The 13,676-nt window shown below is 71.7% G+C and carries 16 protein-coding genes; 11 read left to right on the top strand and 5 right to left on the bottom strand.

Annotated features, from left to right (window positions below):
- Nucleotides 1-58 precede the first annotated feature (58 nt).
- Genes ACYVAG_RS12880 through ACYVAG_RS12865 form a run of 4 tightly spaced genes read left to right on the top strand, consistent with a single transcriptional unit; the run spans nt 59 to nt 3,387 of the window.
- A complete protein-coding gene (locus ACYVAG_RS12880) occupies nt 59-676 on the top strand; it encodes a DUF5998 family protein (protein ID WP_460770241.1) in 618 nt (205 codons plus the stop codon).
- On the top strand, nt 676-1,803 hold the full coding sequence (locus ACYVAG_RS12875; RefSeq protein WP_460770239.1) for an alkaline phosphatase family protein: 1,128 nt from the start codon (nt 676-678) through the stop codon (nt 1,801-1,803). Before ACYVAG_RS12880 ends, ACYVAG_RS12875 begins: the two co-directional genes overlap by 1 nt.
- Before the next feature lie 46 nt (nt 1,804-1,849).
- The gene (locus ACYVAG_RS12870; RefSeq protein ID WP_460770237.1) at nt 1,850-2,521 is read left to right on the top strand and encodes a thymidine kinase; all 672 of its coding nucleotides are present in this window, start codon (nt 1,850-1,852) and stop codon (nt 2,519-2,521) included.
- A 26-nt stretch (nt 2,522-2,547) separates the two neighbouring features.
- Nucleotides 2,548-3,387 carry a sulfurtransferase gene (locus ACYVAG_RS12865; RefSeq protein WP_460770236.1) on the top strand — a complete coding sequence of 280 codons (840 nt, stop codon included), beginning with the start codon at nt 2,548-2,550 and terminating at the stop codon, nt 3,385-3,387.
- Between the two features lie 227 nt (nt 3,388-3,614).
- Here the strand turns inward: ACYVAG_RS12865 and sepH are convergent, their stop codons facing one another.
- Together sepH and ACYVAG_RS12855 are read right to left on the bottom strand one after the other, a co-directional pair.
- Nucleotides 3,615-5,255 (bottom strand): septation protein SepH, encoded by a 1,641-nt coding sequence (sepH, locus tag ACYVAG_RS12860; RefSeq protein WP_460770234.1) that lies wholly within the window; start codon nt 5,253-5,255, stop codon nt 3,615-3,617.
- Between the two features lie 121 nt (nt 5,256-5,376).
- Nucleotides 5,377-5,619: a DUF6458 family protein gene (locus tag ACYVAG_RS12855; protein ID WP_460770232.1), complete on the bottom strand. Its 243-nt coding sequence runs from the start codon at nt 5,617-5,619 to the stop codon at nt 5,377-5,379.
- 119 nt (nt 5,620-5,738) lie between these two features.
- On the opposite strand from ACYVAG_RS12855, the gene ACYVAG_RS12850 reads away from it, so the two are divergent.
- Both ACYVAG_RS12850 and ACYVAG_RS12845 read left to right on the top strand, forming a co-directional pair.
- The gene (locus tag ACYVAG_RS12850; protein WP_460770230.1) at nt 5,739-6,905 is read left to right on the top strand and encodes a ferrochelatase; all 1,167 of its coding nucleotides are present in this window, start codon (nt 5,739-5,741) and stop codon (nt 6,903-6,905) included.
- 173 nt (nt 6,906-7,078) lie between these two features.
- Nucleotides 7,079-7,378, top strand: a complete 300-nt coding sequence (locus ACYVAG_RS12845; RefSeq protein WP_460770228.1) for a DUF4193 domain-containing protein — start codon at nt 7,079-7,081, stop codon at nt 7,376-7,378.
- A gap of 74 nt (nt 7,379-7,452) precedes the next feature.
- On the opposite strand, the gene ACYVAG_RS12840 is transcribed toward ACYVAG_RS12845, so the two are convergent.
- A complete protein-coding gene (locus ACYVAG_RS12840) occupies nt 7,453-7,746 on the bottom strand; it encodes a DUF4235 domain-containing protein (protein ID WP_460770226.1) in 294 nt (97 codons plus the stop codon).
- A 102-nt stretch (nt 7,747-7,848) separates the two neighbouring features.
- Between ACYVAG_RS12840 and ACYVAG_RS12835 the strand changes: the two genes are divergently transcribed.
- The 4 genes from ACYVAG_RS12835 (at nt 7,849) to ACYVAG_RS12820 (ending at nt 10,124) form a co-directional block, all read left to right on the top strand.
- A complete protein-coding gene (locus ACYVAG_RS12835; RefSeq protein WP_460770224.1) occupies nt 7,849-8,316 on the top strand; it encodes a DUF3093 domain-containing protein in 468 nt (155 codons plus the stop codon).
- Nucleotides 8,309-8,785, top strand: coding sequence for a dUTP diphosphatase (gene dut, locus ACYVAG_RS12830; protein ID WP_460770223.1), 477 nt, complete (start codon nt 8,309-8,311; stop codon nt 8,783-8,785). Before ACYVAG_RS12835 ends, dut begins: the two co-directional genes overlap by 8 nt.
- Before the next feature lie 122 nt (nt 8,786-8,907).
- On the top strand, nt 8,908-9,753 hold the full coding sequence (locus ACYVAG_RS12825) for a DUF3710 domain-containing protein (protein WP_460770221.1): 846 nt from the start codon (nt 8,908-8,910) through the stop codon (nt 9,751-9,753).
- 2 nt (nt 9,754-9,755) lie between these two features.
- A complete protein-coding gene (locus tag ACYVAG_RS12820) occupies nt 9,756-10,124 on the top strand; it encodes an OB-fold nucleic acid binding domain-containing protein (RefSeq protein ID WP_460770220.1) in 369 nt (122 codons plus the stop codon).
- A gap of 6 nt (nt 10,125-10,130) precedes the next feature.
- Here the strand turns inward: ACYVAG_RS12820 and ACYVAG_RS12815 are convergent, their stop codons facing one another.
- Both ACYVAG_RS12815 and ACYVAG_RS12810 read right to left on the bottom strand, forming a co-directional pair.
- The gene (locus tag ACYVAG_RS12815; protein WP_460770219.1) at nt 10,131-10,835 is read right to left on the bottom strand and encodes a potassium channel family protein; all 705 of its coding nucleotides are present in this window, start codon (nt 10,833-10,835) and stop codon (nt 10,131-10,133) included.
- A 33-nt stretch (nt 10,836-10,868) separates the two neighbouring features.
- Nucleotides 10,869-11,516 carry a potassium channel family protein gene (locus ACYVAG_RS12810; protein ID WP_460770288.1) on the bottom strand — a complete coding sequence of 216 codons (648 nt, stop codon included), beginning with the start codon at nt 11,514-11,516 and terminating at the stop codon, nt 10,869-10,871.
- A gap of 83 nt (nt 11,517-11,599) precedes the next feature.
- On the opposite strand from ACYVAG_RS12810, the gene ACYVAG_RS12805 reads away from it, so the two are divergent.
- Nucleotides 11,600-13,645, top strand: a complete 2,046-nt coding sequence (locus tag ACYVAG_RS12805) for an APC family permease (protein WP_460770217.1) — start codon at nt 11,600-11,602, stop codon at nt 13,643-13,645.
- Nucleotides 13,646-13,676 lie beyond the last annotated feature (31 nt).

Raw genomic sequence — 13,676 nt, 5'->3', positions numbered from 1 at the left:
GGTACGCACCCGGGGCGAGAGCGCGTTTCGACCCGCGTACTTGTGTTTGAATGGCGCAATGACCTCCCGTGACGGCGACCTGCGCGCGGGTCTGCGCGCCGACCTCGAGACCTGTGGCTATTTCCCGGACCTCGTCGAGGACTCGATCCTGCTGACCCTCGCCGACGAGGAGTTCGTCGACTTCGTGGTGCACCACGAGCCGACCTTCAACAACGACGAGATCCGGCGCCACCTCACCGTCCTCCTCCTGACGCCCACCCGCCTGCTGATCGGTCACACCGACGAGCAGCCGTCCGACGGGCTGCCCCATGTCGGCGCCCAGGCCGCGTCGTCGGCGGAGTCGATCGACCTCGGCTCCATCAACGCGGTTGCGCTGACCCGCGTCGTCGACCGGCCGGAGACCTATCGGCCCGGCATGGGGGTCTCGGAGGCCTGGCTCTCGGTCTCCTGGGGGGCGATGCGCCGCATCGAGCTCGAACCGGCCGGCTGCGCCGATCCCACGTGCGAGGCCGACCACGGTCTCACCGGCACCATGTCGCCGGACGACCTCACCGTGCGCATGAGCGCGGCGGCGGACGGGGCCGACAGCGTACGCCGACTGGTCTCGTTCTCCACCGCGCTGCAGCGCGCCACGGGCCGGGGATCGCTGGCGACGCAGGTGGGCGGAACGCGCTGATGGCGGTGTGGCCGCAGGACATGGTGACCCCGGCGTACGGGTCGGGGACCCTGTCCGACCTGCTGCCGAGCGTGGCCGCGCGCCTCGGGGTCAGTGGGGCCGACAACCGGCTGGAGCTCCCCGACGGCGAGCGCTTCGTCGTGATGCTGGTCGACGGGCTCGGCGACGTGCTGCTGCGCGATGCGGCCGAGACGGCGCCCTATCTGTCCGGACTGCGGGAGCGCGGGCGGGCGATCACGTCGGGCGTGCCGTCGACGACGGTGACCTCGCTGACGTGCCTCGGGACGGGGCTGGCCCCGGGCGAGCACGGCATGGCGGGCTACATGTGCCGCGTCCCCGAGACCAATGAGGTCCTCAACGCGCTGGTGTGGGACTCGGCGGTGCCGCCGCGCGAGTTCCAGCCGCTGCCGACCTGGTTCGAGCGCGCCCACGCCGAGGGCGTGACCGTCACCTCCGTGACCCCCGCGCGGTTCCAGGGCTCCGGACTCACGTTCGCGGCCCTGCGGGGACCGGACTTCTGCGGGGTGAAGGACGAGGCCGACGAGGACTTCCGCGTGTCGGCGACCGTCGCCGCGGCCGTGGCGGGGGGGCGGACGCTCGTGTACGCGTACGAGCGCGAGCTCGACCACACCGGCCACTCGCTCGGCGTCGCCGCGCCGCAGTGGACGGCCCATCTCGCGCGGGTGGACGCGCTGTGCGCCCGGCTGCGCGCCGAGTTGCCGAGCGACGTCCGGCTGGTCGTCACCGGCGACCACGGCATGATCGACGTCCCGGGCCGCAACTTCCTGGTCGTCGAGGACGAGCCCGGCCTCCTCGCCGACGTCGACCTGTTCGCCGGCGAGGGGCGGCTGCGCCAGCTCTACACCGAGCGGGCCCCGGAGGTCGCGGCGCGCTACGCGGACCGGCTCGGCACCCACGCGTGGGTGCGTACGCGGGACGAGGCGATCGACGAGGGCTGGTTCGGGCCGGTCAGCGACCGCGTACGACGGCGGTTCGGCGACGTGCTCGTGGCGATGCGGACCGACTGGGCGGTGATGTCGACGCGTCTCGGGCGGGAGATGAACCTCGTCGGCATGCACGGGTCGCTGACGCCGGTCGAGATGCAGGTCCCGCTGCTGGTGGACTGACGGCCCGTGATTTCCGCCGCGGCGCCCGAGCGGGAATGATGTGGGCGTGGCTGACCTGCTCTTCTTCACCGGACCGATGGACTGCGGCAAGTCGACGCTCGCGCTGCAGATGGACCACACGCAGCGACTCGGCGGACGGACCGGCGAGCTGTTCACCTGCCGCGACCGGGCGGGGGAGTCGACCATCTCGTCGCGCCTGGGGCTCGTGGGGCGGGCGACGGAGGTCGCGCCGACGTTCGACTTCTGGAAGCACGTCGTCCACCAGCTCACGCAGGGACGCCGGATCGACTACCTGATCTGCGACGAGACGCAGTTCTACACCTCCGAGCAGATCGACCAGCTCGCCCGGATCGTCGACGAGCTGGCGCTGGACGTGTTCGCGTTCGGCATCCTCAGCGACTTCCGCACCGAACTGTTCCCCGGGTCCAAGCGGCTGGTCGAGCTGTGTGACCGCCTCGAGACGCTGCAGGTGCAGCCGTTGTGCTGGTGCGGCGAGCGCGCCACCCACAACGCCCGTACGATCGACGGCAGGATGGTCACCGAGGGCAGCCAGGTCGTCGTCGGCGACACGACGGCGGTGGGGACCCCGGCCGAGGAGGTCCCGGTGGTGGCCTACGAGGTGCTGTGTCGCCGCCACCATCGTCGTCGCGTGAGCCGCTCGGTGGCGACCTCGACCCTCAACGCCGACCCGCTGCCGTTCGGGTCGGAAGACGACTGAACGACCGACGTCCAGGAGGACATCCCATGAACCACGTGCTGATCAGCGCCGATGAGCTGCGCGCCGAGCTGGAGGGGGTGCGGCCGCCGCTGGTGCTGGACGTGCGCTATCTCGGACCCGCCGCCACCGAGACGGGGGAGGCCGAGTTCCGCGCCGGTCACGTGCCCGGCGCGGTGTGGGTCGACCTCGACGCCGACCTCGCGGGTGAGCACGGGCCGGGGACGCCGGGGGGCCGCCACCCGCTCCCCGCCCCGGAGGACTTCGAGGACGCCATGCGCCGCCTCGGTGTCGACAACGGCTATCCGGTCGTCGTCATGGACGGGGCCGCCTCGCTGGCGGCCGGCCGGCTGTGGTGGATGCTGGTCGACGCGGGGCACGACAGCGTGCGGGTTCTCGATGGCGGGTTCGCCGCCTGGCGCGAGGCCGGCTTCGAGGTGGAGACCGGCGGCGGGGCCGCGGTGAACGACGGGAGCTTCAAGGCGCGCCCCGGCCAGCGGCGCGCGGTCGACGCGGAGGGCGTGGCCGCCGCCGCGGCCCGTGGCGGAACCATCTGGGACGTGCGTACGCCCGACCGCTTCCGCGGCGACAACGAGCCGATCGACCCGGTGGCCGGCCACATCCCGGGCGCCGCGAACCTGCCGGCCATCGAGAACCACCACCGCGAGGGCACGTTCAAGTCGGTCGACGACCTCCGCGACAACTTCCGCGACGTCCGACCCGGTGACGTGGTCTATTGCGGGTCGGGGGTGACGGCCGCGCAGACGCTGGTGGCGATGGAGGCGGCAGGCCTCGAGGACGTCGCCCTCTATGCCGGCTCCTGGAGCGACTGGATCACCGACCCCGACCGAGGGGTGGAGCGCGGCTGAGGTTCGCTCGGCCCTCGGGTTCCCCTCGGCCCAACTTGTGCACACGCGTGCGCAGGTTGGGTCGGCGGCCCGGCGTGTCGACGCAAGACGTGCACACGAGGCGAGCGGCTGAGGCGTACGCGGACACCCGGTCGCTGAGGCCCCTGACCGGATGGATGGCACGTGGTGCCGCGTACTCCCGGCACGCGACGCCCACCCGCCCGGTCAGGTGAGGGTACGCGGACGCCTCACTTGGTCTGCGGGCCGCCGAACATGATCTCGTCCCAACTCGGGACCGAGGCGCGCCCCTTCTTGCGGGCGGGCTTGCGCGGGGGCTTCGGGGCAGCGGGCGGGGGCTCGGACGAGTCGTCCGGCATCGCGTCGGCCGCCTGTGGCGCGGACGAGTCGTCCGGCTTCGCGTCGGCCGCCTGGGGCTCGGCCGCCTGGGGCTCGGACGGTGCGGGCTTGGTCGGTGCGGGCTCCGACGGTGCGGGCTTGGTCGGTGCGGGCTCCGACGGTGCGGGCTCGGACGGTGCGGGCTCCGACGGTGCGGGCTTGGTCGGTGCCGATTGCCCCGCCCCGGATTCCGCCACGGGCGGCGCCTCGGGGTCCACCACCGCGGCCTTCTCCGCGATGGCTGCCGGCGTCTCGACCGGGCTCGTCCCAGCCGGCTCGTCGCCGGTCTCGGCCTCATCGACCAGCGACGGCTGCTCGGGGTCGGAGAAGCCGGCGGCTGCGGCGGGTCGGCTGCGGCGGGTGGTGCTGGCCGGGGTTTCGCCCTGCGGAGCCGGTGCCGAGCGAGGCTGCTCGCTGCCGGGACGAGATGCCCGCCCACTCGGCGTGGACTCCGGGGCTTCGACTCGTTCCGCTCGCTCAGCCGGCGGCTCGGCCTCCTCCGACGCCACCACCGGGGTGTTCAGCCCTGCATAGATGTTGATCGAGTCCTCGGCGATGCCGCCCAACATGTCGTAGAGCACGTCCAGTTCGGACTGGCCCTCCGGGATCACGTCGAAGGCGTCCAGCTCGGCCTCGACCTCGTCGCCGATCTCCTGCGGGCTCGGCACCGACCGTGCCTCGCCGGGCTCGTCGCCCCGTTCCTCGTCGGTCGCGTCATCGGCGGCGGGCGGCACGGCCGACAGCGTCGCCCGCGGTTCTGGCAGGCGCTCGGTCGGCTCGTTGTCGGACGTGTCCCCGGCCGTCTGGCCAGGTTCGGCCGCGTCGGCAAGGTCCTCGTCCGCCACCGCGCGCACCAGCGCCAGCTCGTCGGTGTCGTCATAGCGATGGCCCTTGCGGCCCGGCTGCGGGCCCGTCGCCGGGCTCGGTTCGCTGATCAGCCAGCGCGCGTCGTCGTTGGCCGCCGAGGAGAACCTCGCCGCCTTGTCGAACAGGAACAGCGCCTCCCTGTCGGCGCTCCCCGACGAGTACGCCGCGCGTACGGTCCAGCGCCGGTCATCGTTGCGCCAGGCGTCCCAGTCGACGTCGTCGGCGTCGATCCCGCGCGACAGCAGGCGCTCGGCGACGACCTGGCGCAGCGTGCGGTGGGCGTGGGTCTCCCCGCGCCGGCGTACGCTCGACGACAGCGCGATGCCGGCCACGTGCTCGCGCTCGGCGAGGACCGGGGCCGCGAACGGCTCGATCTTCTCCGGGGGCACGCCGGCGGCCCGGGCGACCTCGTCGAGGCTCTGCCCGGAGCGGATCCGCGTCTGGATCTCGCTTGGTCTCAGTGCGCTGTCCATCTCGATCTCCAGTTGTCCCATTCGTGGTCGATCGCGGCGCAGGGCCGCGCGCAACCGTTCGTCCGCCGGTACGCCCAACTGCTCGCCGTCATCGGTCTCGACGACGAGGACCGCGCCATCGGCGCTCAGCCCCAACGGATGCGCGATGCGCATGGGCGTCCGTTCCTCCCGACGTTACAGGGCGGCCGTCAGCGGCCCCACTGACCTGACCGGCATGTCGCGGCCAGGGCAGCGACAACCTACCGGTTCGACGCCGGACCCCGCGTACGCGGGCTCAGAGCTCTTCGGTCGTCCGGCGACGCGTCGGGGCGCCCTCGACCCGGGTCTCCGAGACGTGGCGCGTGCGGTTGCGCATCGCGTTGAGCACCAGCGAGAGGATCAGGGCGAGCGCGCCGACGACCATCAGGATCCAGCCGAGCGTGTCGTCCTCGACGCCGGGGATGTTGACGTCCAGCGCGAAGGTGAGGACCGCGCCGATGAGCAGCAGCAGGATGCCGAGTCCGATTCCCATGGTCATGACCTTTCCTCGATGCCAACCGTGTGTCGACAAGGTGATACGTACCATGGCAGCACACGCGCGAGACTCGCAACACCCCGCAGTCCGCGGCGCGTCGCCGTGGTGCAAGGATGATCGCCATGTCGACGTCCCCCTACGATGCCCTCCTGCTCGTCTCGTTCGGTGGCCCCGAGGGCGAGGACGAGGTCGTGCCCTTCCTCGAGAACGTGACCCGGGGCCGGGGCATCCCGACCGAACGCCTCCGTGAGGTCGGCACCCACTACTTCGCCCGGGGCGGCGTGAGCCCGATCAACTCCGAGAACCGCGCGCTCATCGCCGCGCTCGAGGCGGAGTTGGCGCGGCGCGGGCTCGACCTGCCGATCGCCTGGGGCAACCGGCACTGGGCCCCCTACACCGCCGACGCCCTCGCCGACCTGGCCCGTGCCGGCCATCGCCGCGTCCTGGCGCTGACGACGAGCGCCTACCCCTCGTACGCGTCCTGCCGCCAGTACCGCGAGGACCTCGGCCAGGCGCTGGCGACCCTCGAACGAAGCGACACCCCGGCCGACGGCGTCGAGATCGACCGCGTGCGCCAGTACGCCCAGACCCCCGGCTTCGTCCGCGCCAACGTCGACGCGGTGGTGGACGCGTACGCCGGCGTCGCCGCAGACGCCGCACTGGTGTTCGTGACCCATTCGATCCCGATGTCGATGGCCGCCACCGCGGGACCCGAACCGCGTTCTGCGCGCGGCAGCTATGTCGAGTGGCACGAGGCGGTCGCCCAGAGTGTCGCCGACGGCGTCTCCGAGCGCCTCGGTCGCACCGTCGACTGGACCCTCGCCTACTGCTCGCGCAGCGGGCCCGCCCACCAGCCCTGGCTGGAGCCGGACATCAACGACCACCTCGCCGACCTCGCCAAGGACGGGGTGGGGGCCGTGGTCCTGAGCCCGATCGGCTTCACGTCCGACCACATGGAGGTCGTCCACGACCTCGACACCGAGGCCGCCGCCACCGCGCGCGAGCTCGGCCTCGGTTTCGCGCGTGCCGCGACGGCGCGTACGCATCCCGCGTTCGTCGCCGGGCTCGTCGACCTCATCGAGGAACGCGCGGCCGCCGCCCGCGAGGAGCGCGTGCTGCCGGCGGTCGTCGACGGGGGTTCGCCCGGGCTATACGTGTGCCCCGCGACCTGCTGCCCGGCGCCCCAGCGGCCGGGCCGGCCGGCCGTCGGCTCGCGGCCCGATCCGTCGCCCGCGGACCCCGGTCAGGGCCAACAGCGATCGGGACGCGTGATCACCTCGGAGAGCTGACCACGTCCGCGCGTGGACAGTTGGGCGTCCGGCCAGCACGCGCTTGCGCAGTGTGGTATTCATACGCCCAGACGTTTCGCGGGTGGCTGGTGGAATACATCGGTGGTCGCGCCCGTTGACCGCCCGTCGACCCCATTCCATCCCCGGGGTCACTGCTGATGAGGAAGGCACCCATGGCGACTGATTACGATGCACCACGCAAGACCGATGAGGAGATGAGCGAAGACTCCATCGAGGACCTCAAGACCCGTCGCAACGACAAGAATTCCGGCAAGGTCGACGAGGACGAGGTCGAGGCGGCCGAATCCTTCGAGCTGCCCGGCGCAGACCTGTCCCACGAAGAGCTCACGGTTCGGGTCCTGCCCCGCCAGGCCGACGAGTTCACGTGTGCCGGCTGCTTCCTCGTGCGACACCGCTCGCAGATCGCCGAGGAGAAGAAGGGCAAGGCGTACTGCCTGGACTGCGCGGGCTGACGCGACGCGATTGCCCAGAAGAGACGCGGCGGGCCCCCGGGAAACCGGGGGCCCGCCGCGCATCTGTTCCGGGTTCAGATCTTGAGCCGGACCTGCTGCACCTTCGCGTCCGCCTCGGCGAACTGTGCGCGGAAGCGGCGCATCGTGAAGCGGTTCGTCATCAGCTGCACCACGCCCACGCCGATCGCGCTGGCCAGGGCCCACGTGACCGCCATGTGGAGCGGGGTGTCGGGGTCGCCCGGCTCCGGCGGCTCCTCGCCGGTCGCCAGCTTCCAGGCCTGGGTCACGGCCTTCTGTGCGGCGATCGTGGTGACGGCGCCCAGAACGCCGGTGTAGATCTTCCACACCAGTCCCTGTGTGGGTCCCATGCGGGCCTCCTCGTGTTGTCCAAGTGGCCTCCACACTAGCGCGGGGTGGGGGTACGCTCGCACCCGTCCCCGTCCCGACCGACCCGCCCAGGAGCCGCCGCCGTGCCGACCTTCCGAGAACGCGTTTTCGTGCCGGTGTGGTGGTGGCTGGTGGCGGGCGTGTTCGTGTTCTCGGTGTTCGTGGCCGCGGCCTTCTCCCTGGGCCCGTGGCCGGCGCTGGTCCTCGCCCTGGCGGGGGCAGCGGTCGTCGCGGCGGTCCTCGTCCCGTACGGGTCCGCCCGGATCGTCGTCGACGACTCGGGGCTGACGGTGGGGGACTCCCACCTCGAGTGGCAGTGGGTCGCCGGCGTACGCCACCGCGACGCCGCTGAGACCCGGGCCCGCCTGCGCACCGAGGCCGACGCGCGGGCCCACCTGGCCGTACGCCCGTTCCTCGCCGATTCGGTCGAGGTGACGCTCGACGACCCGGCCGACCCGCACCCCTACTGGCTGGTGAGTTCGCGGCGGGCGACCGAACTGGCGGCCGCGATCCAGCAGCACCTCGCCACGCAGGAGTCGCCTCGTGCCTGAACCCACCCGCCCCGTCGTCCGCGTACGCCGCCTCGATCCCGACATGCCGGTGCCGGCGTACGCCCACCCCGGCGACGCCGGGGCCGACCTTCCGTGCGCCGAGGACGTGGTCCTGGCGCCGGGGGAGCGCCGCCTGGTGGGCACGGGACTGGCGATCGAGCTGCCGGAGGGGTTCGCGGCCTTCGTCCATCCTCGGTCGGGACTCGCGGCGCGCCACGGGCTGACCATCGTCAACGCGCCCGGCACGATCGACGCGGGCTATCGAGGCGAGATCAAGGTCTGCCTGCTCAACACCGATGCCCACCACCCGGTCGCGCTGGGCCGCGGCGATCGCCTGGCCCAGCTCGTCGTGCAGCGGGTCGAGACCGTGCGCTTCGTCGAGGCCGGTGAGCTCGAGGCCAGCGCGCGCGGCGAGGGCGGGCACGGCTCCACCGGGCTGGGCCGTCGGGACACACCCGCCGGATCGTGAAGGGCGCCCCCACCTTTTGATGGAGGCCCCGACACCTGACAGACTGAGATGTCGTAACGGGCCGCGCCTCGCGGTCCCCGGATTGCGCGCAGTCAGCCGACGTCACGCGGAGGAGAACCCGAATGATCTTTGGTCGCAGGAAGAAGAACGCAGCCGACGAGGCCGAGGCGGTCGAGGTCGTCGAGACGGACGCGGCTGACACCGGCGCGGCCGAGGAGACCGACTCCGCGGACGCGGACGTCGACGCGCGCGAGGCCGATGCCCTCGAGCCCGACGACGCCACCGACGCGGGCGAGGACGACGACTCCGACGACGACCGCTGGGCCGCGTTCGACACCAGCCGCGACTGGCGCGAGGAGGGCCCGTTCGACATCTCCGAGGTCGACATCGACGACGACGACACCGAGCGGCTCGACTTCGGCGCCCTGATCATCACCCCGATGCCGGAGTGCGAGATCCGGCTGCAGGTCACCGAGGACACCGAGCAGATCATCGCGGCCCTCCTGGTCAAGGGCGAGTCCGCCCTCGAGCTGTCCGCGTACGCCGCCCCGCGCACGCCCGGCATGTGGGCGGAGATCCGCGACGAGATCATCGAGGGTACGCAGGCGGCCGGCGGCACCGCCGACTGTGTCGAGGGCCCGTTCGGCACCGAGCTCGTGCGCAACCTTCCGGTCAAGACCCCGGAGGGCCAGCTGGCCTTCCAGCCCTCCCGCACCTGGGTCGCCGAGGGACCGCGGTGGCTGCTGCGGGGGGTCCTGTTCGGCGAGGCGGCCCTCACCGACGAACATGACGACGACCTCGTCGGGCCGTTCTTCGACGCGTTCTGCGACGTCATCGTGCGCCGCGACGACGCGGCCATGCCGGTCGGCGACGTCCTGGCGCTGACCCTGCCGGCCGAGCTGCAGGCGGCCGCGGAGGCCCAGCAGGCCGAGGCGATGCAGCAGGCCGAGTCCGAGGCCAGGGGCTGACCATGGGAAGCATCCTGGGGCGGTTGAAGCGCCTCACCTCGAGCAACGAGGAGCTGGAGTCGGAGGAGCGCCAGCGCACGGCCGTCGAGGCCGGCGCCCGCACCGTCCGCAGCTGCAGCGACCGCGAGCGCGTCACGGTGCGCGGCACGCTCGACACGGTGACGCTGAGCCCGCGCGAGTCGAACCCCGAGCTGGTCGCCGAGTTGAACGACGGGTCCGGCACGGTCACCGTCACCTGGATGGGGCGACGTCAGATCGCCGGCATCCGCGCCGGCACCACGATCGAGGTCGAGGGTCGCATCTCCTGCCAGGGCGGCGTCCGACGCATGTTCAACCCGCGCTATCGGCTCCTCGAGGTGCCGCGGGGCTGACCGTGCTCACGCCAGCGGCAGCTGGGTGTTCAGCACCACCTGGGGCGTGACACCCTTCGGCGTCAGGGCTTCGGCGAGCGGCTGCTCGTTGTCGGCGGTGGTCACGAACAACAGCTCGTCGCCGGCCTCGAACGAGCCGTCGCGATCGGGGGCGTGGGCCAGTCCGTCGCGGATGATCGCGACCAGCACCGCATCGCCGGGCAACACCGCGTCGCCCACCCTGCTGCCGACCAGGGGGCTCTCGTCGGGCAGCGTCATCTCGACCAGGTTGGTCCGGCCGTTCTTGAACGTGAACAGGCGCACGAGGTCGCCCACCGTCACGGCCTCCTCGACCAGCGCGCACATGAGGCGCGGCGTCGACACCGAGACGTCGACGCCCCACACGTCGTCGAACATCCACTCGTTGCGGGGGTGGTTCACGCGGCCGACCGTGCGCGGCACCCCGAACTCGGTCTTCGCCAGCAGCGAATGGACGAGGTTGGCCTTGTCGTCGCCCGTCGCCGCGATCGAGACGTCGCAGGAGTCGAGTCCCGCCTCATCGAGCGACGCGAGCTCGCAGGCGTCGGCCAGCAGCCACTCGGCCTTCGGCACCGAATCGGGCTTGATCGCGCGCGGGTCGCGGTCGATGAGCAGCACGTCGTGCCCGTGCTCGAGCAGCTCGCTGGCGATGGACCGGCCGACGTTGCCGGCACCGGCGATGGCGATGCGCATGGGATTCTCCAGTCTCGGGTGGTTCAGGGCCGGTCAGTGTCGGCGAGGGGGAGCGCCGAGGATCGCCTCGACGTCGGCGACGCGGTCCTGCTCGACGGCCGCGTACGCCAGGTCGCCGTCCTGGAAGAGGGTGTCGGCGCGGGGGACCATGCCGTTGCCGGTCCGCAGCAGGAAGGGGATCGGCGTACGCACGGCTTCCTGCATCGCGCCGACCGTGTGGCCGACCCAGTCGCGGTGGACGCGCACCTCCATCAGGCGCACCCGGCCCGCCTGGTCGCGCCAGACCGGCTCGGAGCCTTCGGGCAGGAGGCGGCGCAGCACCTTGTCGGACGCCCATTTCACGGTGGCGACCGTGGGGATGCCCAGCCGCTCGTAGACCTCGGCGCGGCCCGGGTCGTAGATGCGGGCCACGACGTTGTCGACGCCGAACTGCTCGCGCACCACGCGGGCGGCGAGGATGTTCGAGTTGTCGCCCGACGAGACGGCGGCGAACCCGTCGGCGCGCTCGATGCCGGCGGCCAGGAGCACGTCGCGATCGAACCCGACGCCCTTGACCGTGCTTCCCTGGAAGCTCGGGCCGAGGCGACGGAAGGCCTCGGCGTTGACGTCGATGATGGCCACGCTGTGGCCGCGCTTCTCGAGGCTGCGCGCCAGCCGGGAGCCGACGCGGCCGCAACCCATGATCACGATGTGCACGGGACCGACGCTATACCAGTCCGCAGACGTTTCCGACACGGGCGACGGCAGGCCTACAGTGGGGGACTGTGAGTCTGACCGACGGCCTGCGGCGCCTCCTCCTGGGGCGCAAGCTCTCCAGCTCCCAGCTGGGTGAGACCCTGCTGCCGAAGCGCATCGCCCTGCCCGTGTTCGCCTCCGACGCGCTGTCGTCGGTCGCGTACGCCCCCGACGAGATCCTGCTGACGCTCTCCCTGGCGGGCATGGCGGGGTTCGCGTTCTCGTGGTGGATCGGACTGGCCGTGGCCGTCGTCATGCTCGTCGTCGTCGCGTCCTACCGCCAGACGGTGCACGCGTACCCCTCGGGTGGCGGCGACTACGAGGTCGCGACGGTCAACCTCGGCCCCAATGCGGGTCTGACGGTGGCCAGCGCCCTCCTCATCGACTACATCCTCACCGTGGCCGTCTCGGTCTCGTCGGGCGTCCAGAACGCCAAGGCCGCCGTGCCGTTCATCAACGGCCATGAGGGCCTGATCGCGGGCGTCATCATCCTGGTCCTGATGACCATCAACCTGCGGGGCGTACGCGAGTCCGGCAGCGTGTTCGCCATCCCGACGTACGCGTTCATGGTCGGCGTCATCGGCATGGTCGCGTACGGCTTCTTCCGCATCTTCGTCCTGGGACACGACGTGCGGGCCCACTCGGCGCAGTACGACGTCGTGGGCGATGCCAGCTATCAGCCGTTCGTCGGGCTGATGATGGTGGCGCTCCTGGCCCGCGCGTTCTCGTCGGGCTGCGCGGCGCTGACGGGTGTGGAGGCGATCTCGAACGGTGTGCCGGCGTTCAAGGTGCCGAAGTCGAAGAACGCCGCGACCACGCTGCTGCTGCTCGGATCGATCGCCGTGACGATGCTGCTCGGCATCATCGCCCTGGCCAACCTCGCCCACGTGAAGCTCATCGACGCCCCCCACTCCTACTACGCGCTGAACGGCGTGAAGCAGGACGTCGTCGAGCAGACCGCGATGGGCCAGCTCGCCGACGCGGTGTTCTCGAACTTCCGCCCGGGCTTCTATTTCCTGGTCATCGCGACGATGATCATCCTGTTCCTCGCCGCGAACACCGCCTTCAACGGATTCCCCGTGCTGGGGTCGATCCTCGCGAAGGACGGCTACATGCCGCGCCAGCTCCACACCCGCGGTGACCGCCTCGCGTACTCCAACGGCATCGTGGCCCTCGCCGTCGTCGCCGTCGGGCTCGTGCTGGCGTTCAACGCCGACGTGACGAAGCTGATCCAGCTCTATGTGGTCGGCGTCTTCGTCTCGTTCACGGTGTCGCAGACCGGCATGCTGATCCACTGGACGCGCCACCTGAAGACCGAGAAGGACCCGCAGGTGCGCGCGACGATGCGGCGCTCGCGCATCATCAACGGCATCGGGCTCACACTGACCGGGGTCGTCCTGGTCGTCGTGCTGCTGTCGAAGTTCGTGCAGGGGGCGTGGATGGCCATCCTCGCCATGGCGATCGTGTTCGTGCTGATGAAGCTGATCCGGCGCCACTACGACTCGGTGGCGCGGGAGATCGCCTGGGTCCCGGGCGACGAGCGGTCGCTGCCGAGCCGCGTCCACGCCGTGGTGATGGTGTCGAAGGTGAACAAGCCGACCCTGCGGGCCCTGATGTTCGCGAAGGCCTCGCGCCCCTCGACCATCGAGGCGATCACCGTCGACGTCGACCCCGACGAGACCGACGCCCTGGTCCGGACGTGGGACGCCGCCGACCTCGGCCTCCCGCTGAAGGTCGTGGCCTCGCCCTACCGCGAGGTGATCAGCCCGGTGGTGCGCTACGTCAAGGACCTGCGGCAGAACTCGCCGCGCGACGTCGTGTGCGTCTACATCCCCGAATACGTCGTGGGCCACTGGTGGGAGGGCATCCTCCACAACCAGACGGCCCTGCTGCTGCGTACGCGCCTCCACTTCGCGCCCGGGGTCATGGTGACGTCGGTGCCCTACCTGCTGCGTTCGTCGTCGGCCGCGGCCAACCGCATCGCCCGCGAGGACCCGATGGCGTTCCGGCTCGCCGGCACGAGCGAGGCCCGCGCTCCCGAACACCACGGCGCGAGCGCGGCGGACGACCAGTGACCGCCGGTCCGCAGGCGTCCGAGCGGGTCGC

The organism is Mariniluteicoccus flavus (assembly GCF_054776655.1).
Note: the sequence above shows the minus strand (reverse complement) of the source record. Positions and strands in the feature narration are given on the sequence as shown.